This window comes from Ectopseudomonas toyotomiensis (assembly GCF_900115695.1).
Taxonomy (GTDB): domain Bacteria; phylum Pseudomonadota; class Gammaproteobacteria; order Pseudomonadales; family Pseudomonadaceae; genus Aquipseudomonas; species Aquipseudomonas toyotomiensis.
Map to the genome: position 1 here is coordinate 92,739 of NZ_FOXK01000009.1, position 18,010 is coordinate 110,748.

Annotated in this window: 14 protein-coding genes; 3 read left to right on the forward strand and 11 right to left on the reverse strand. The window is 66.6% G+C overall.

Annotation, left to right across the window (positions count from 1 at the left end; genetic code table 11):
• Positions 1 to 72: 72 nt before the first annotated feature.
• The 5 genes from BM186_RS18605 to BM186_RS18625 all read right to left on the reverse strand — a co-directional run bounded on the left by BM186_RS18605 (position 73) and on the right by BM186_RS18625 (position 6,656).
• Positions 73 to 861, reverse strand: a complete 789-nt coding sequence (locus tag BM186_RS18605; protein WP_074917289.1) for an energy transducer TonB — start codon at positions 859 to 861, stop codon at positions 73 to 75.
• Complete coding sequence (gene tolR, locus BM186_RS18610; protein WP_012019904.1) at positions 858 to 1,307, reverse strand: protein TolR; 450 nt, start codon at positions 1,305 to 1,307, stop codon at positions 858 to 860. The genes BM186_RS18605 and tolR overlap by 4 nt, the downstream gene beginning before the upstream one ends.
• Positions 1,308 to 1,317: 10 nt before the next feature.
• Entirely contained in the window at positions 1,318 to 2,028 is a 711-nt protein-coding gene (tolQ, locus tag BM186_RS18615; RefSeq protein ID WP_074917291.1) for a protein TolQ, read from the reverse strand.
• Between the two features lie 94 nt (positions 2,029 to 2,122).
• Positions 2,123 to 4,084: a phytase gene (locus BM186_RS18620; RefSeq protein WP_074917293.1), complete on the reverse strand. Its 1,962-nt coding sequence runs from the start codon at positions 4,082 to 4,084 to the stop codon at positions 2,123 to 2,125.
• 61 nt (positions 4,085 to 4,145) lie between these two features.
• The gene (locus BM186_RS18625; protein WP_074917295.1) at positions 4,146 to 6,656 is read right to left on the reverse strand and encodes a TonB-dependent receptor; all 2,511 of its coding nucleotides are present in this window, start codon (positions 6,654 to 6,656) and stop codon (positions 4,146 to 4,148) included.
• Positions 6,657 to 7,020: 364 nt separating this feature from the next.
• Between BM186_RS18625 and BM186_RS18630 the strand changes: the two genes are divergently transcribed.
• The 3 genes from BM186_RS18630 to BM186_RS18640 all read left to right on the forward strand — a co-directional run bounded on the left by BM186_RS18630 (position 7,021) and on the right by BM186_RS18640 (position 10,088).
• Positions 7,021 to 7,938 carry a GGDEF domain-containing protein gene (locus BM186_RS18630; protein ID WP_074917297.1) on the forward strand — a complete coding sequence of 306 codons (918 nt, stop codon included), beginning with the start codon at positions 7,021 to 7,023 and terminating at the stop codon, positions 7,936 to 7,938.
• Between the two features lie 10 nt (positions 7,939 to 7,948).
• Positions 7,949 to 8,980: an AraC family transcriptional regulator gene (locus tag BM186_RS18635; protein WP_072424989.1), complete on the forward strand. Its 1,032-nt coding sequence runs from the start codon at positions 7,949 to 7,951 to the stop codon at positions 8,978 to 8,980.
• A 448-nt stretch (positions 8,981 to 9,428) separates the two neighbouring features.
• Positions 9,429 to 10,088 (forward strand): endonuclease, encoded by a 660-nt coding sequence (locus BM186_RS18640; protein WP_074917300.1) that lies wholly within the window; start codon positions 9,429 to 9,431, stop codon positions 10,086 to 10,088.
• Between the two features lie 128 nt (positions 10,089 to 10,216).
• Here the strand turns inward: BM186_RS18640 and hutC are convergent, their stop codons facing one another.
• From hutC to hutI, 6 genes are all read right to left on the reverse strand, one after another.
• Positions 10,217 to 10,930, reverse strand: a complete 714-nt coding sequence (hutC, locus tag BM186_RS18645) for a histidine utilization repressor (protein WP_074917302.1) — start codon at positions 10,928 to 10,930, stop codon at positions 10,217 to 10,219.
• Positions 10,931 to 11,018: 88 nt separating this feature from the next.
• Positions 11,019 to 12,554, reverse strand: a complete 1,536-nt coding sequence (gene hutH / locus BM186_RS18650) for a histidine ammonia-lyase (protein WP_074917304.1) — start codon at positions 12,552 to 12,554, stop codon at positions 11,019 to 11,021.
• A gap of 13 nt (positions 12,555 to 12,567) precedes the next feature.
• Positions 12,568 to 14,229, reverse strand: coding sequence for a urocanate hydratase (gene hutU / locus BM186_RS18655; RefSeq protein WP_074917311.1), 1,662 nt, complete (start codon positions 14,227 to 14,229; stop codon positions 12,568 to 12,570).
• Positions 14,230 to 14,267: 38 nt separating this feature from the next.
• Positions 14,268 to 15,593, reverse strand: coding sequence for a YjiH family protein (locus BM186_RS18660; RefSeq protein ID WP_074917313.1), 1,326 nt, complete (start codon positions 15,591 to 15,593; stop codon positions 14,268 to 14,270).
• 88 nt (positions 15,594 to 15,681) lie between these two features.
• Positions 15,682 to 16,617, reverse strand: coding sequence for a formimidoylglutamase (hutG, locus tag BM186_RS18665; protein WP_074917315.1), 936 nt, complete (start codon positions 16,615 to 16,617; stop codon positions 15,682 to 15,684).
• Positions 16,607 to 17,824 (reverse strand): imidazolonepropionase, encoded by a 1,218-nt coding sequence (hutI, locus tag BM186_RS18670; RefSeq protein WP_074917317.1) that lies wholly within the window; start codon positions 17,822 to 17,824, stop codon positions 16,607 to 16,609. The genes hutG and hutI overlap by 11 nt, the downstream gene beginning before the upstream one ends.
• Positions 17,825 to 18,010 lie beyond the last annotated feature (186 nt).

The following is an 18,010-nucleotide window of genomic DNA, read 5'->3' on the forward strand; positions in this document are numbered from 1 at the left end:
AGAGGTGCGAGGGGACTGATGGTGCGCGCGTCGGCCGGCTGCGTATGGGCCAGGTTCTGTTGCGCTGCGTGGTCATTCGATGCGGTAGGTGAAGGTGTTCCTCACGCTCTCCACCACCACGGCGCGGCCATCGATCACCCTTGGCTGGTAGCGAAAGCTCTTCGCCGCGCTCAGCGAGGGGCGGACGAACAGTGGGTGGCAGTCGGGTTCGGCCTCGGGGTTTTCCACCCGGCCCTGCTCGTTGACCCGGTAACGCACCGTGCACTGTCCTTCGAGGCCTTTGTCCAGGGCGCGCTGCGGATAGGCCGGGGCCTGCTTGGCAATCGGCAGGAACTCGCGGCTGGCGGCGGCCGCAGCCTCGGCCTGGCGCGCGCGTTCGGCTGCCGCAGCCGCCTGCTGACGCTCGACCTGTTCGCGCTGCTCGGCCAGGCGCTGCTGCTCGAGCTGCTCGCGGGCCTCGGCCTCGCGGCGCTGGTGCTCCTGTTCACGCCGCTGCGCCTCGCGCTGGCGTTGCTGCTCCTGTTCAAGGCGCTGCTGCTCGGCGCGTTTGCGCGCCAGGGCGGCCTGTTCCAGACGCTGGCGTTCGATGGCCGGATCGGGTTGCGCCGGCTGCGTCGGCTCGGGAATCACGGCAGGCGGCTCCGGCGGTACCGGCGGGGCCAGGGTCAGCAGTTGCAGCTGCACCGTGCTGACCTGCGGCGCGAGAGGCTCGCCGATCTGCCAATGGGCGAGCAGCAGTGCGCCCAACCCCAGGTGCAGGGCCAGGGTGGCCGCCAGCGCGCCGCAACGACGGCGCCAGTGCACGGACGGCACGAACGGGCGTCGTATGTCGTGCTCGGCGGGCAGGGTCAGGCTGCTCATTGCGGCGCCTCGGTGATCAGTCCCAGGCTGCTCACCCCGCCCTGCTGCAGGGCGGCGATACCGGCCACCACACTGGCGTAGTCGGCGGCCTGGTCGGCGCGGATGTACACCTGGGTGTCGCCCTGCTCGGCGACCAGTTGCGCCACTCGCGCACTCATCACCGCCAGGTCCACGGCCTGCTCGCTGGCCGCGCCCAGTTCGGTGTCCAGCTCGCTGCCGAGGTTCCAGTAGTAGCTGCCGTCGGCCTGCACCGACAGGGTGAGGATGCGCTGCTGGTTATCGCTGGGCAGCGCCTCGGCGGCCACCTTGGGCAGCTCGATATGCACCCCCTGGGTGAGCATGGGCGCGGTGACCATGAAGATCACCAGCAGCACCAGCATCACGTCAATGTAGGGCACCACATTCATCTCGGCCTTGGGGCCATGCTTGCTCTGCGGCCTGCGCATGACGTTCCCCTCAGGCCGCTACGGCGACGCGGCTGGCGCTGCTGTGCAGCCTGCGCTGCAAGCGTCCCTGCAGCTCGTTGCCGAAGCTGTAGTAGCGCGCGCCGAGGCCTGCCACGCGCGCGGAGAAGCGGTTGTAGGCGATCACCGCGGGAATCGCGGCGAACAGGCCGATGGCGGTGGCGATCAGCGCCTCGGCGATGCCCGGGGCGACGGTGGAGAGGGTGGCCTGCTGCACCTGCGACAGGCCGATGAAGGAGTTCATGATGCCCCAGACGGTGCCGAACAGGCCGACGTAGGGGCTCACCGAGCCGACCGTGGCGAGCAGCGGCAGGCCCTTTTCCAGGCGCTCCTCCTGTTCGGCGATGGCCACCAGCAGGCTGCGCTCGACCCCTTCGATCACCGCGTCGGCGGCAATACCGGGCTCGCGCTGCAGCTGCAGGTACTCGCCGTAACCGGCCTGAAACAGCTGCTGCACACCAGCGTCCTGATCGGCTTCGGCGGCGCACTCACGTTGCAGCTGGGCCAGCTCGGCGCTGCCGCGAAAGCGCTGCAGGAAGGCTTTCGCCTCGCGTTCGCTGCGGCGCAGCACGGCGCTACGCTGGACGATCAGGTACCAGCTGACCAGCGACGCCAGCACCAGGCTGAGCATCACCGCCTGCACCAGCAGGCTGGCCTCGCTGACCAGGCCCCAGACGGTCATCTGTTCGAGTGAACTGTGCATCTTCGACTCCTTGCTTGCTGCGCCCGCCATGGGTGGCGGGCACTCTCTTTATTGCTACCCGGAGCCCGGACAAAATCCGGGCCGTGAAAAGCGTTCACTCCAGGCCCAGGGCCTCGGCCACTGCGCTCCAGGGCAGGTATTTGTAGTTCTGCCGGCCTTCGGGCATGCGCTTGCGGCCGTCCTGCACCACCAGCATCCCCTGACTCCAGGGGCCGCCGAGGTTGGCCGAGGTCACTTCCAGGCCGTCGGTTTCAGACACACCGTCGATGCCGCGCGCGGCGTCCAGGCCGATGCGGAAGGCACCACGCACGGCGTACGGCGCCTGGCCGTCGAGCACCACGTAGCTGTCGTTGCCCTGGCTGGAGATCACCAGGTAGTCGCGCTGCGCGCCCTGGTAGAAGGCCAGGCCCTCGATATCGTCGTGCACCACCTCGCCGACGCCGATCACCTGCTGCAGCTCGGCCGGTGCTTCGGCGCGGGCGTCCAGCACCCAGACCGCGACATCCTCCTCGCCGACGAACAGGCGCTGATTACGGTCATCGGCGACGCAGCCTTCCGGCTGGCTGGCGACCTTGAACTGGCGCGCCAGCGTGGCCTGCACACGGCCGCTGCTGCCGTCCAGGCGGTACTGCAGGAAGGTGCCGTCCTTGTCGTTGGCGATGGCGTGAATGGCGCCATCGGGTTCCTGGAACAGGCACAGGCCGTAGATATCGGTCAGCTCGGTCGGCGCCTGGCCAAGGTCGCTGAGCTCGCCACTGGCGCGGTCGATGGCGAAGAAGTGCAGGCTGTTATGGTCGCGATTACTGGCCACTGCCAGATCGACGCGCTGCCCGCCAAGCTCGAAGCCGGCACGCAGATCGACATTGTTCATACGACCGACGCGCAGGTCCTGCAGCTGCCTGCCCTGCAGGTCGTACACCAGCAGGCCGCCCTGTTTGTCGGTGCCCAGCACGCGGCTGCGGCTCGGCTCCTGCGGATGCAGCCAGATCGCCGGGTCGTCCGCCGCGTCGCCCAGGCTCGGCACCTCGTCGGTCTGTACCAGCGGCGTCAGCACCGGCAGCGGCCTGGCCAGCGCCGGCGCGGCCGGTGCCCAGTCGAGCTGGGCGCGGTACAGGCCGTTATCGCCGCTGATCAGCAGCTCCAGGCCACCCTCGACCGGCCGCGCGCCGAGGCGCTCCGGCTCGTCCAGCCCTGTCAGCGGCAGCGGCGTCTCGGCGCGCCAGCCTTTACCTTGGTGGGCGTAACGGTGCAGCACACCGGCCTCGGGATCGAGGGCGAGCACCCCGCCCGGTACCACCGCCATGCCGGCCATGGCCTCGGCGATATCGCCGAACGGCTGACGCAGGCCAACCGGCTGGCGGATCAGGTCATCCTCGGCGCCGGCGGCATAGGCCCACAGGCCGACGTTCTCCTCGTTGACGTAGAGCAGCTCGGCGCCATCATCCACGCGGCAATGCTCGCTGGCCGGTGGCAGACTGAGGCGCCGTACCAGGCGCGGCTCGGCCAGCGGCTGCAGGGCCTGGGCCACCAGCCACTGCTCGCCGATGCCTTCTTCGCCGACCAGGAACAGGAACTGGTTGTCGGCCGCGTCGCGCGACAGGCACAGGCCGTCCACCTTGAAGCTGGCGCGCGGCAGGTACACCGGCTCGCCCCAGCGCCGGTCGGCGCCGCGCAGGGCCACCAGCATGGGTTGCTGGCGATCGATGTCGACGCTGGCCAGCAGCAGGCCCTCGGCATCGCTGCGCTGGTCCAGGGCGCCGAAGCGCCCGGGCAGGTGGGCCAGCTTGGTGCCCTGCTCGTCGAGCAGGTAGAGGCCCTGCTTCTCGCTGCTGAGCAGGAAGCGTGCGCCCGGCCAGAACGAGGTTTCGCTCAACAGCTGCAGGTCTTCGACGGCGATCTCGGTGGCCGGCTGCCAGGCCTGTGGCGCCAGCGGCGCAGTCTCGACTGCCGCGGGCTGGGCCTGGGCAGCCGGCGCCTGTGGCTCACAACCAGCGAGGCTCAGGACACCGGCGAGCAGGCCGAGGGCCAGGGGAGTGGGAGAAAAGACACGGTTCATCAGAGGGGCGATCCTTTTACGGGTCGCCCTGCGCTACCCGGCGGGCGCGCAGGGCAGTGCATTAGAAGTGGGTGAAGGTCAGGCCGAGCTTGTAGGTCGGGCCGTATTCCTCGTACTGGGCGTTGTAGCGACGGTTGCCGGTATAGAGGTAATAGGACTCGTCGGTGAGGTTCTGCGCCTCGAACTTGAGCTGCAGGTTGTCGCTGAGGAAATACCCGGCGCTGAAGTCGACGAACAGCTGCGAATCGGCATAGAGGTCGTGAGCCTTGTCGTCCACCGCTGCCACTTCGGCCAGGTACCTGGATTTGTAGTTGGCCGCCAGGCGCAGGCTGAGCTTGTCGCTCTCCCAGCCCAGAGTCAGGTTGCCGACTTGGTCGGACTGGTTCGGCAGATCGATGCTGCGCTTGCTGCCCTGACCTTCGATGCGCGCATCGGAGCGGCTGAAGGTGGCGTTGGCGCCGAGTAGCAGGCCGTTCCAAGGTGCCGGCAGCCAGTCGAATTTCTGCGAGTAGGCCAGCTCGATGCCGTACAGCTTGGCGCTGGCGCCATTGGCGAAGGTGTTGGCCTCGCTGAAATCGGCCCAGGCGCCGCTGCCGGCCAGGTCCGTGGCGTAGACGAAGTTGTCGATGTCCTTGTAGAAGGCGAAGGCCGAGACCACCCCGGCGCGGCCCAGGTAGCGCTCGATGCCGAGGTCGAAGTTGCTCGACTCCAGCGGCTTGAGATCGGGGTTGCCGAAGCTGGCCTCATCGCCATCGATGACGAAGCCGGGTGCCAGCTGGCCGAAGGTCGGACGCACCACCGAGTTGGTCCAGGCGGCGCGGATCTGCGTGTGGTCATCGAGCTGGTAGCGTGCGTGCAGGCCCGGCAGCCAGTGGTCGTAACGCTTGCGGCTGCTGATCGACTCATAGGCGTCGTCGCGCAGGCCGGTGCCCTTGGCCTCGAACTCGGTGCCCTCGTAGCGCATCCCGGCGATAAAGCGCCAGTCGTCGATGTCGACGCTGTTCATCAGGTAGGCGGCGTTGATGTCCTCGCGCATCTTGAAATCGTTGATGCGCGACTCCTCCTCGTCGTAGAAGTCAGCCTTGTTCAGCCCGGCGAGCAGGCGCTCGATGGCCTTGGCGCTGATGCCCGGGCCGAAGCGGCCGAGACCGTAGTCGACCTCACCCTTGACGAACTGGCCGAGGTTGAGCTGCTCGTCCGTCAGGCCGAAGTCGCCCAGGTCTTCGTAGACCCACGCCTCCAGGTCGTTGTCCTTCTTGCGCCGGCTGAGCTTGCCACCGAACTTGGCCTGTGCTGCATAGCCGCTCAGCTCGTAGTCGCGGGCCAGGTCGAGCTTGATGTTCTTTTCGGTGTCGGTGGTCTTCTGTTTCTCCCACTGCACCTCGTCGAGGGTGAAGTTGGCCGGGTCGTAGAAGGCCGAGCCGATGGTCAACTTCGGCTTGCGCGTGCCGCCGAAGCCGACATCGGCAAAGTCTTCGTTGCCCTCGAAAGTGGCGCCGGCGATGCCTTCCGGGGTCTTCTCGCTGGCCTTGCTGTAGCCGAGCTGGCCACTGACCGTCCACAGGCCCAGGCTGCGCTCGCCGCCGAACACGTAGGACTGGATCTGCTGGGTTTCTTCGCGGCTCTTGAGCTCACGCCAGCCTTCGGCCTCGCCGCTCTCACCGGGCAACTGCGCGTCGGCGAACTCGACGCCGGCGGCGTTGCGCGTTTCCGTGTCCTTGTAGCGGCTGTAGAGCGTGCGCAGGTAGTAGCTGGAGGCGTCGTCCGGCTTGTAGTCGAAGTTCAGACCGAAGCCGGTGCGCTCGCGGCGGATGTCGTAGGCGCGCTGCTCCAGCTCTTCGAGCCGGGCACCGTCGCTGAAATCCCAGGCGCCGCCGGTTTCCACGTTGTCCGAAGCGAAATCGCGTTTTTGCCAACTCAGCGCCGCAGCCACACCGAAGTTGTCGATACCGTCGCCAAGACTGAAACGCTCGCTGATCGCACCGGAGAATTTCGGACTGGTCTGGCTACTGTTGTCGTCGTAGCTGGCCTCGCCGCTGAGGGTGTAGAAAAGCCCGTCGTGGTCGAAGGCCGAGAGGCTCTCGACCTGCACGGTGCCGCCGAGGGAGTTGGCGTCCATGTCCGGGGTCAGGGTCTTGACCACCGACAGCGACTGCACCAGCTCGGACGGCAGCACGTCGAGGGCCACGGCGCGGCGGTCACTCTCAGGCGACGGCACCAGGGTCCCGTTGATGGTCACGGCGTTGAGATCCGGGCCGATACCGCGCACGCTGACAAAGCGGCCTTCGCCCTGGTCACGCTCCACCGACAGGCCGGGAATGCGCTGCAGCGCCTCGGCGGCGTTGTCATCCGGCAACTGGCCGATGCCATCGGCGTGCACCACGCTGGTGACGCTGTCGGAGCGGCGCTGATCCTGCAGCGCCTTGTCGATGCTCACCGCCTGGCCGACCACCTCGATGTGCTCGAGAAGCACTGGCTCCTCGGCCAGGACGACGGTACTGGCGGCGATGGCCAACGCCAGGGTGCTGATACGAAAGCCCGCATGGCGGGTGCTGCTGTGACCTAGGCGCATGGCCTGCTCTCCCCAAGAGTGAAATCCACCGGCACGGGGCCGGCTCGCTGGAGGCGCAAGCTAGGTGGGGCGAATGACGCTTCTGTGACAGCCCTGCAGCGCATGCGGTGAAATACCGGGTTTTGTCGGCAATATCCGCAGCAGATGAGCCAAAATGACCTGACGCAGCACAGCTCAGAGCCCGATGGGCGCCTGCAACGAGCCCGGCGCTACAGGTGCGCGCCCCCAGAGTCGGTGCGCGCAGCGCATCCTGAGCAAAAAAATCGTGCAACTGACCTGAGCCAAATCGACCTCCCCCGCTGCAACCAAAGTGTCATGAGCCTCTGTTCTGCTGGCCGTCATTGAAGCCTGCGGAGCCCGCCCGATGCCGCCCCTGTTGAAACTGCATGCCTGGAAACTCGCCGGCCTGTTACTGCTGGCCAACCTCGGCCTGCTCGCTCATCTGATCGCCGGCCATATCAAACCCACCAGTGAATGGAACTGGACCGATATCCTCGGCGAAGGTGGCTCGGCGCTGCTGGTGCTGCTGTGGATCGGCCTGCTACTGAAAAGCCGCCCGGCCGGGCGGGTGACCAACCTGCTGTTCTGCGGCCTGGCCTGCCTGTTCTTCTCGCTGTGGATGGATTCGGTGGACGAGTTCGTCCAACTGCCGGCCAGCGTCCACTGGGACAAGTGGCTGGAGTCCGGACCGATGCCGGTAGGCTTCATTCTCATGACCCTGGGCATCTACCACTGGCACCGCGAGCAGCTGGCGATCAGCGCGCAGATGGAAAAGCGCGAGCGGCTGTTCCGCGAACACCGCCTGTTCGACAAACTCACCCCACTGGGCGGCGCCGAGTACCTGCGTCTGCAGGTGCAGCAGGCGCTGCAGCAGAGCCACGAACAGGGCCAGCCCCTCGCGTTGGTGATTCTCGATCTGGATGGTTTCGACCGCCTCAATCGCGAGCATGGTCATGCCGAGGGTGACCTGGTCTTGCAGAACCTGACCCAGCTGTTGCTGCTCAACCTGCGTCGTCAGGATCTGCTCTGCCGTCTGGCCGGCGATCGCTTCGTCGCGCTGCTGCCAGGCACCGGCGCGCAGCAGGCGCAACAGATCGCCGGCGAGCTGCAGGATGCCGTACGCCACCTGGCCTACCGCAGCAGCCGCAACGGCGAACGCCTGTATCTGTCAGCCGGCGTGGCCAGCGTGCTGGCCCAGGACGAGGATGGTGACAGCCTGCTCAGGCGCCTCAACCTGGCCCTGGCGCGCGTCAAGCAGACGCCCGCAGCCAAGCGCGCCTGAGGAAGACGCCATGGCCGTCAAGGGCAGTTGGTACGAACGCGACAGCCGCTTCATCGCCGCCCACCATCAACCGGCGCTGTTGCTCGACCTGGCCCTGGCGCGCGAGCTGGACAGCCATCGCCTGCTGCGCGGTAGCGGCCTGTTTCACGAAGACATTCTCAGCGGCCAGGCGCGCATCAGCCCGCAGCAGTTCCTGCAACTGATCGACAACGCGCGACGCCTGCTGGATGCCGACGACAGCAGCTTTCTGTTCGGCCAGCGCCTGCTGCCGGGCCACTACGGTGCCGCCAGCCAGGCCCTGCAGCAGGCCGCCGACCTGCAACAGTCGCTGGAGCTGCTGGTGCGTCTGCGCGCCCTGCTCAGCCCGCTTTTGGCGCCACGCCTGCTACTCGACGAACAGCGCGTCTACATCGTCTGGCTGGATGCCTGCGGCTGCGGCGAGCAGCGACGATTCCTGCTCGAGGCGAGCATGACCGCGCTGGCCTCGAGCAGCCGCTGGCTGGCTGGCGAACGCCTGCCCTGGCAGTTCGAGTTCGCCCATGAGCAGCCACGCTATATCGAACAGTACTGGGTACACCTTGGCGAGGACGTGGCGTTCGCGCGCCAGGTGGACATGATGAGCCTGCCACGCGAATACCTGACCCGTCCCTGGCCCGGCGCCTCGCTCACTGCCGGGCAGGTGGCCGAACAACAGAGCCTGGCGCAACTGGAGGCGCTGGGATTTTCCGCCAGCCTGCTGGATCGCCTTTACGACCACCTGCACGAGCAGATTCGCGAGACACCGAATCTGGACAAGGTGGCGCACGCTTTCGCCATGAGCCCCGCTACCCTCAAGCGCAAGCTGGGCAAGCACGACAGCCACTTTCAGGAACAGCTCGACCTGGTGCGCAAGCACGTGGCGTTGTACCTGTACCGGGTAAAGGGCTACAGCAACGACGAAGTGGCCGCCTACCTGCAGTTCCACGACAGCACCAACTTCCGTCGCTCGTTCAAGCGTTGGACGGGCCTGTCGCCCAGTGCGCTAAGGCAGTTGCTGGGTTGAGATCGCGCCGATCAGCGTAAAAGTCCGGCACGCGCGGCGCGCACTAGGTGGGTAATGCGAGGGAGGATTGAATGAATGTGGGCGAGCGCCCAAAAAAGAAAACCCCGCGATTGCGGGGCCTTGCAGACTGTTGTCCTGACATCCTTGATCTGCTCACCATCCTGGCGGCTGTCCAGCGTGTCCCTGTTCGTCTAGGCGCTTCCTGCGCTGAATCCATGTACAGCAGAGTACGCCCGTACCTGATCGACCGACAGTGGCGAAAATCGTGACATCGTGTAAGCCATGGCTTACACGAATTCTCCCTCTGTCAGCCGCCTGACTTTGCTCGGGCCATTCCAGATTGGGAGAAAGCATTTGGCCATGTTTTTTGTGACGTACGTCTTGCTAGACTGCATCTTGTCCTACAAAAACAACAGACTCCGACAACGGCGGTCACTGGGGCTAGAGTATGCGCGCAGTCACCTTGCTTCTTGGTTGCCTGGCAACCTGCATCAGCAGCTTCTCCCTGGCCAATGGCCAGACCCAACTGGGCGACGTCAAACAGGCCATTGCTCAGGCGTTCTGGCAGGATCTTTACGGTAATGGCGGCACCACGCTCTATTGCGGCCAGACCTTCGCTCGTGAAAGCGGCACCCTCACTGCCAGCCCGATCTACAGCAGCAAGCAGCTCAAGAGCGCGATGCGCTGCGTCACCGACCGCCAATGCACCATCATGAACCCGCGCTATCCGTACATCGTCGCCGACCTGCACAACTACTACCCGGCGCTGAGCCGCGTGGAGCTGGCACGACGCAATGCCCAGTTCGCCGAACTGGCCGATGACATACCGAGCAAGTTCGCCGATATCGGCTGCGATCTTAAAACCAGCTTCCAACTGGTGGAGCCGCGCGACGAAGCCAAGGGCAATATCGCCCGCGCGATCTTCTACATGCACATCGAATACGGTTTGCCCATCGTCGGCCTGGTGCCAATGTACAAGGCCTGGCACCGCATGGACCCGCCGGATGCCGAGGAAAAGACGCGCAACGACAAGATCGAGGTGCTGCAGGGCACGCGCAACCGCTTTATCGACGATCCGTCACTGGTGGATCAGCTGATCACTGATTGAGGTCTCGCTGCTTTCGATATCGCGACGCCGCTCCGTAGGGTGTCGCGGGGCCGCCTAGGCCGTGCGCACCGAATCTGTCTGCTGAACTACAGCGTGCTTGGTGCGCACAGCGCACCCTACCAATCGCCCTACGCTCTGCGCTTATGTAGCGAACGCAGCTTGTAGCGGTCGCCGGGATGGATCAGCCGCGCGTAGCTGATCAGGTGATCGTCCGACCAGGTGCGGCGAATCACGCTCAGGCAGGGCATGGCCGGATTGATCTGCAGCAGCTCGGCCGTGCGCGCGTCCACCAGTACCGCTTCGACCACATGCTCGACATCCGAGATCGGGCAACTGGCGACCAGCACCTCGTTGGGCGTGACCTGGGTGAAGTCGCTTTGCAGGTAATGCGGCACCCAACGCGGGTTGACGAAGCGATCCTCGAGCTGGATCGGCAGACCGTCCTGCAGGTGCACGAGGATGCTGTGAAACACCTCGGCGCCCAGGCGCAGCCCCAGGCGCAGGGCCACTTCGTCATCGGCGGCGATGGCTTCACAGCGCACCACTGCGTTGCTGTAGGCATGACCGCGGCCGCGCACTTCGCTGGCGATGTTCATCACCTCGTGCAGCGGCGACTCGGCCTTGCGGTCGGTGACGAAGGTGCCGAGCCCGGCCTGGCGCACCAGATAGCCCTTCTGCACCAGGTTCTGGATCGCCTTGTTGGCGGTCATGCGGCTGACGGCGAAATCGCGCGCCAGCTGTTCCTCGGGTGGAATCTGATGATTGACCGGATAGGCGCCGCCGTGAATGCGCTCGAGGAGGAAATCCTCGATGGCCTTGTAGCGCGGGGTGGGACTGGTCACGGCTGCTCCTTGGATATGCCCGGTGCGCGGATGATAGCGGAGCTTGCGCCGCGCTCCCACTTGCGGGGGCGGGCGCAAGCCAGGCGTATCAGCCTACCGAGGGCAACATGCCGACCGGCAGCAGCGGCGTCAGCACACGCTCGGCGAGCAGAGCGTCGGCCGCGGCGATGTCCGGGGCGAAGAAGCGGTCCTCGACGTAGTACGGCACCTTGGCGCGCAGCGCCTGCCGCGCCTGTTCCAACGCTGGGGTGCTCTTCAGCCCTTCACGGAAGTCCAGGCCCTGGCAGGCGCCGAGCCATTCCACGGCCAGCACGCCACGGGTGTTGGCGGCCATGTCCCACAGGCGCTTGCCGGCAGCTGGAGCCATGGAAACATGGTCTTCCTGGTTGGCCGAAGTCGGCAGACTGTCGACGCTGTGCGGGTGGGACAGCGCCTTGTTCTCGCTAGCCAGTGCCGCGGCAGTGACCTGGGCGATCATGAAGCCAGAGTTGACCCCGCCATTGGCCACCAGGAACGGCGGCAGCTGCGACATGTGCTTGTCCATCATCAGCGAGACGCGGCGCTCGGACAGCGAGCCGATCTCGGCGATGGCCAAGGCGATATTGTCGGCGGCCATGGCCACCGGCTCGGCGTGGAAGTTGCCGCCGGAAATCACCTCCCCTTCGGCGGCGAACACCAGCGGGTTGTCCGACACGGCGTTGGCCTCGACGCCGAGCACCTCGGCAGCCTGACGCAGCTGGGTCAGGCAGGCGCCCATGACCTGCGGCTGGCAGCGCAGCGAGTACGGGTCCTGCACCTTGTCGCAGGCGGCGTGGGAGCGGCCGATCTCGCTGCTATCGCCGAGCAGGTGACGGAAGGCGGCGGCTGCGTCGATCTGTCCGCGCTGGCCACGGGCGGCATGGATGCGCGCATCGAAGGGCGAGCGCGAACCCAGCAGCGCTTCGACGCTGAGCGCGCCGCAGACGCTGGCGGCGGCGTACAGGTCCTCGGCCTCGAACAGCCCGCGCAGGGCGTAGGCGGTGGACACCTGGGTGCCGTTGAGCAGGGCCAGGCCCTCCTTGGCGGCCAGGGTCATCGGCTCCAGGCCGGCGATGGCCAGCGCCTCGGTGGCCGGCAGCCATTCACCCTTGTATCGCGCCTGGCTTTCGCCGAGCAGCACCAGCGACATATGCGCCAGCGGCGCCAGGTCACCGGAGGCCCCCACTGAGCCTTTCAAAGGAATGTGCGGGTAGACCTCGGCATTGACCAGGGCGATCAACGCGTCGATGACCTTGCGGCGAATGCCGGAGAAACCGCGCGCCAGGCTGTTGATCTTCAGCAGCATGATCAGGCGCACCATTGCGTCATCCAGCGGCTGACCGATGCCGGCGGCGTGGGACAGCACCAGCGAACGCTGCAGCTTTTCCAGGTCGTCGTTGGCGATGCGGGTCGAGGCCAGCAGGCCGAAACCGGTGTTGATACCGTAGGCGGTACGGCCCTCGGCGATGATCTGGTTGACGCAGGCAACGCTGGCCTCGATAGCCTCATGGGCGGCGGGGTCCAGACGCAGTTGCACGGGTGCCTGGTAGGCGGCGCGCAGGTCGGCCAGGGTCAGCTGGCCGGGTTTCAGGTTAAGCGTATTCATGGAATCTCTTTCCTCAGCCGATCATCGGCAGGTTCAGGCCCTGCTCGCGGGCGCAATCGATGGCGATCTGGTAACCAGCGTCGGCGTGACGCATCACGCCGGTGCCCGGGTCGTTGGTCAGCACGCGGGCGATACGCGCGGCGGCTTCGTCGGTGCCATCGCAGACGATGACCATGCCCGAATGCTGGGAGAAGCCCATGCCCACGCCGCCGCCATGGTGCAAGGACACCCAGGTGGCGCCGCTGGCGGTGTTGAGCAGGGCGTTGAGCAACGGCCAGTCGGACACGGCGTCGGAGCCGTCGGCCATGGCCTCGGTCTCGCGGTTGGGGCTGGACACCGAGCCGCTGTCCAAGTGGTCGCGGCCGATCACGATGGGCGCGGACAGCTCACCCGAGCGCACCATCTCGTTAAAGGCCAGGCCGAGTTTGGCGCGCAGACCCAGGCCGACCCAGCAGATACGCGCCGGCAGGCCCTGGAAGCTGATGCGCTCGCGGGCCATGTCCAGCCAGCGGTGCAGGTGGGCGTCGTCCGGGATGAGTTCCTTGACCTTGGCGTCGGTCTTGTAGATGTCCTCGGGGTTGCCGGACAGCGCCGCCCAGCGGAACGGGCCGATGCCGCGGCAGAACAGCGGGCGGATATAGGCCGGGACGAAGCCGGGGAAGTCGAAAGCGTTGGCCACGCCCTCCTCTTTCGCCATCTGGCGGATGTTGTTGCCGTAGTCGAAGGTCGGCACGCCCATCTTCTGGAAGTCGAGCATGGCCTGCACGTGCACGGCCATGGACTGCTTGGCGGCCTTGACCACGCCAGCCGGATCGGTGGCTGCACGATCCTTGTATTCGGCCCAGGTCCAGCCGATCGGCAGGTAACCGTTGAGCGGGTCGTGGGCGCTGGTCTGGTCGGTGACCATATCCGGGCGAACACCGCGCTTGACCAACTCCGGCAGGATCTCGGCGGCGTTACCCAGCAGGGCGATGGAGATGGCCTTGCCTTCAGCGGTATACTTGGCGATGCGCGCCAGGGCGTCGTCCAGATCAGTGGCCTGCTCGTCGACGTAGCGGCTGCGCAGACGGAAGTCGATGCTGCTCTGCTGGCACTCGATGTTCAGCGAGCAGGCACCGGCCAGGGTCGCAGCCAGCGGCTGGGCGCCGCCCATGCCACCCAGGCCTGCGGTCAGCACCCAGCGGCCTTTGAGGTTGCCGCCGTAGTGCTGGCGACCGGCTTCGACGAAGGTTTCGTATGTGCCCTGGACGATGCCCTGGCTGCCGATGTAGATCCAGCTACCGGCGGTCATCTGCCCGTACATGGCCAGGCCCTTGGCATCCAGCTCGTTGAAGTGCTCCCAGCTCGCCCAGTGTGGCACCAGGTTGGAGTTGGCGATCAGCACGCGCGGCGCGTTGCTGTGGGTCTTGAACACGCCGACCGGCTTGCCGGACTGCACCAGCAGAGTCTCGTCGTCGTTCAGGTTGGTCAGGCTCTCGACGATCTTGTCGTAGCACTCCCAGTTGCGCGCGGCGCGGCCGATGCCGCCGTACACCACCAGCTCCTTGGGGTTCTCGGCCACGTCCGGGTCGAGGTTGTTCATCAGCATGCGCAGCGGCGCTTCGGTCAGCCAGCTCTTGGCGGTGAGCGTGTTGCCGCGCGGGGCGCGGATTTCGATGTCGCGGTACTTGGTCATTTGCGGGCTCCTGTGGAGAACGAGTTAAGGGTGGGCGGTCAGAGCCAGCCCAGAAATTGCGCGAGGTAAGCCAGGGGGATGGCCAGCAGCAGGCTGAGCAGGGTGCGCAGCAGCCAGATCAGCAGCAGGTGGCCCAGGCTCAGGGGAATTCGCGTGGCCAGCACGCAGGGAATCGATGCGGAGAGAAACAGCACGCTGCTCACCGAAACGATGGCGGTGACGAACTTCACCAACACGTCGGCGTCCTTGAGCAGCATCGCCGGCAGGAACATCTCCGCCAGCCCGGCGGACATGGCGCGGGCCACCTGCATGGGTTCATCCAGGCCGAACATCCAGGTCAGCGGGTAAAGCAGTACGCCGAGGGCATCGAACAGCGGGGTGTACTTGGCGGCGAGCAAGCCGAGCAGACCGACAGCGAGAATGCTCGGCAGGATGGCGGCAGTCATGCGCAGGCCATCGACGAAGGTTTCGCGCAGTGCCGAGCCCAGCGACGGCGCGTTGCTCGCCTGCTGCAGGCCGGCGCGCCAGGCGCTGCCCAGACGGCTGTCACCGGGTTGCAGTTGCGCCTCGGGCTTGGACTCGGATGGCAGACGTGACAGCGGATAGATACGCGCGCTGATCGCGGTGACGGCGAATGTCACCGCCATGGCGCCCCAGAAATACAGGTTCCACTGGCCCATCAGGCCCAGGGTCTTGGCGATGATCACCATGAACGGTGCCGACACGGTGGAGAAACCGGTGGCGATGATCGCCGCCTCGCGCACGCTGTAATGGCCCTGCTGGTACATGCGGTCGGTGATCAGCAGGCCCACCGAGTAGCTGCCGACGAAGGATGCCACGGCGTCGATCGCCGACTTGCCCGGCGTGCGCCAGATCGGCCGCATCACCGGCTGCATCAGCACGCCGATCAGCTCCAGCAGGCCGAAGCCGATCAGGAACACCAACGCCAGCGAGCCCAGCGGCACGATCAGCGCCAGGCTGAGCACCAGCTTGTCGAACAAAAACGGCAGCATGCCCGGCTGATACAACGCCTGCGGGCCGAGCTGCAGCAGATAGGCGACGCCGATCAGCAGGCCGAACACCTTGAGCACGCTGAATACGCTATGGGTCAGGCTGCGCCGCCAGCTGCCGTCGAGCCAGGGCGCCAGCGCACCGTAGAGCATGAACAGCAGCGCCACGCCGATCACCAGCGGCCGCGCATGCAGTTGCAGGGCGCTGGCCGCATGGTCGAGAAGGATGGTCGAACGCCCGGCGATCTCGAACGGCACGAAGAACAGCAGCAGACCGATCAGGCTGTAGCCCAACAGGCGCGCCAGGGCGCGCGAGCGCGACACGCCGGCGCTCAACGGCAGGGACTCAGACATGGCGCGACTCCTGGCCGCGGCGGGCGGTGGTGAACATCGGGTATTCCTCGTAATTGTTGTTGTGCGAGAAAGCGCGGTTCTTGCCTGCTCAGAGGCTGAGCAGATGGATCAGCCGCGCCGCCACCTTGGCGGTACGGTTGTCGATGTCGTGTTCGGGGTTGATCTCGGCCAGGTCGGCCAGGCGCACCTTGCCGCTGGCCTTGAGCCGTTCGAGCAGCGGCTCCAGCAGTTCCAGGCGCACGCCACGGGCGGCCGGCGCGCTGACGCCCGGCGCCTCGCAGGCCGGCAGCACATCGATATCGAGGGTCAGGTAGAGCGCGTCGCAGCCGGCGGCGAAGGCGTCCAGCTCGGCGCCGATGGCATCGAGGGTCGACTCGCGAATTTCGTGATCCTCGCGCACCAGCACGTTCAGCTCGGCTGCCTTGGCGAACAGCGCGCGGGTGTTGCTGGCGCGGCTGACGCCCAGGCAGGCGTAGCGGAACGGCCATCCGCGCGCGGCGCATTGCTCGGCGATCTGCGCGAAAGGGGTGCCGGAGGAATGCACATGGGCCGGGTCGCGCAGATCGAAATGGGCGTCGAAGTTGACGATGCCAATCTTCGGCGCAGGGTTGCCGGACAGGTGTTCGGCCAGACCCGACCAGCTGCCGAAGGCCACCTCGTGGCCGCCGCCTATCACCAGCGGCAGGTGGCCGGCATCCAGCAGCGCACAGACGTTGCGACCGAGGCGAACCTGGGCCGCTTCCAGGTCGCCGTCCTCGCAGGTGACGTCACCGGCGTCATAGGCCGGCGCCTGACGATGCCAGGCCAGGTTGGCCAGCGCCTTGCGCACGCTCAGCGGCGCAGCAGCCGCGCCGACACGACCATGGTTGCGGCGTACACCCTCGTCGCAGGCGAAGCCGAGCAGAGCCATGCCCGGCTGGCTGTCTTCGGCCAGCGGCTGGATACGTTGGTGCCAGCGCGCGCTGTCGGTTTCAGGATCGATGCGGCCGGTCCAGGCGCTCATGCAATGACGGTCAGCGTGCATAAACCACTTCTCCATTGAATACGCGCTGGCGCAGGCGCCCGGCCTGCACCGCATAGGCCAGTTCGGCCGGTTGCTGGATATCCCACAGGCACAGATCAGCAGGCGCGCCGACCTCGATTCGCCCCAGGTCGAGGCGGCCGAGGGCGCGGGCAGCCTGGGCGGTCATGCCGCTCAGCGCTTCGCGCGGGGTCAGCCGGAACAGCGTGCAGGCCAGGTTGGCCATCAGCGTCGGCATGCAGATGGGCGAGGTGCCGGGGTTGGCGTCGCTGGCCACGGCCATGGGCACGTCGTAGCTGCGCAGCAGCTCGATGGGCGGCAGCTGGGTTTCGCGCAGCACATGGAAGGCGCCGGGCAGCAGCACGGCGACGGTGCCGGCCTCGGCCATGGCGCGCACGCCGGCCTCGTCGAGGTATTCGATATGGTCGGCCGACAGCGCACCGTAACGCGCGGCCAGGGCGCTGCCACCCAGATTGGACAGCTGCTCGGCATGCGCCTTGATCGCCAGACCATGGGCCTTGGCCGCCTGATAGATGCGCTCGCACTGTGCCGGGGAGAAGCCTATGCCTTCGCAGAACACGTCCACCGCATCGGCCAGGCCTTCAGCTGCGGCGGCCGGAATCATCTCGTCGCAGACCAGGCTCACGTAGTCGTCGGCGCGGCCGGCGTATTCCGGCGGCAGCGCGTGGGCGCCGAGCAGCGTGGTGATCACCCGCACCGGGCGCAGCTCACCGAGACGACGCGCTACGCGCAGCATCTTCAGTTCGTCGGCGACGGTCAGGCCGTAGCCAGACTTGATCTCCACCGTGGTCACGCCATCGGCCAGCAGCGCATCGAGGCGCGGCAGGCTGGCGGCGATCAGCTCGTCCTCGCTGGCCGCGCGAGTGGCGCGCACGCTGCTGAGGATGCCGCCACCGGCGCGGGCGATCTCTTCGTAGCTGACGCCCTCCAGGCGCTGCTCGAACTCGCCGGCGCGGTTGCCGGCGTAGACCAGGTGGGTGTGGCAGTCGACCAGGCCGGGGGTCAGCACCCCGCCGCGGCCGGCGCAGGCGGCGCCCTCGGCACGCGCCTCGTTGAATTCGCCTGACGGCCACAGGCCGGCGATGCGCCCGTCCTCGACCAGCACGGTCATCGCCTCGTCCAGCTGCACCAGGCCATCGAAGACCTGCACGTCGCGCCACAGCTGTTTCGAAGTTGATTGCGTCGGCATGGGATTCTCCCTGCTTGTTTTGTATATACAATATGAGTGGTTCGATCGGCCGTCAAGCCATGCCGGCTCGTCTGACCAGATGGTCATCCGACGGCGAGCGCTGTCCATTCAACGAGCGAAGCCCCTGACACAGAGCCGCTACGACTATCAGATAGAGACTGCGCGCCGGCGCAATCAATAGCTGCC

Coding starts and splice junctions, on each gene's coding strand:
- BM186_RS18605 (WP_074917289.1), bottom strand. CDS start 861: ATGAGCAGCCTGACCCTGCCCGCCGAGCACGACATACGACGCCCGTTC.
- tolR (WP_012019904.1), bottom strand. CDS start 1,307: ATGCGCAGGCCGCAGAGCAAGCATGGCCCCAAGGCCGAGATGAATGTG.
- tolQ (WP_074917291.1), bottom strand. CDS start 2,028: ATGCACAGTTCACTCGAACAGATGACCGTCTGGGGCCTGGTCAGCGAG.
- BM186_RS18620 (WP_074917293.1), bottom strand. CDS start 4,084: ATGAACCGTGTCTTTTCTCCCACTCCCCTGGCCCTCGGCCTGCTCGCC.
- BM186_RS18625 (WP_074917295.1), bottom strand. CDS start 6,656: ATGCGCCTAGGTCACAGCAGCACCCGCCATGCGGGCTTTCGTATCAGC.
- BM186_RS18630 (WP_074917297.1), top strand. CDS start 7,021: ATGCCGCCCCTGTTGAAACTGCATGCCTGGAAACTCGCCGGCCTGTTA.
- BM186_RS18635 (WP_072424989.1), top strand. CDS start 7,949: ATGGCCGTCAAGGGCAGTTGGTACGAACGCGACAGCCGCTTCATCGCC.
- BM186_RS18640 (WP_074917300.1), top strand. CDS start 9,429: ATGCGCGCAGTCACCTTGCTTCTTGGTTGCCTGGCAACCTGCATCAGC.
- hutH (WP_074917304.1), bottom strand. CDS start 12,554: ATGAATACGCTTAACCTGAAACCCGGCCAGCTGACCCTGGCCGACCTG.
- hutU (WP_074917311.1), bottom strand. CDS start 14,229: ATGACCAAGTACCGCGACATCGAAATCCGCGCCCCGCGCGGCAACACG.
- BM186_RS18660 (WP_074917313.1), bottom strand. CDS start 15,593: ATGTCTGAGTCCCTGCCGTTGAGCGCCGGCGTGTCGCGCTCGCGCGCC.
- hutG (WP_074917315.1), bottom strand. CDS start 16,617: ATGCACGCTGACCGTCATTGCATGAGCGCCTGGACCGGCCGCATCGAT.
- hutI (WP_074917317.1), bottom strand. CDS start 17,824: ATGCCGACGCAATCAACTTCGAAACAGCTGTGGCGCGACGTGCAGGTC.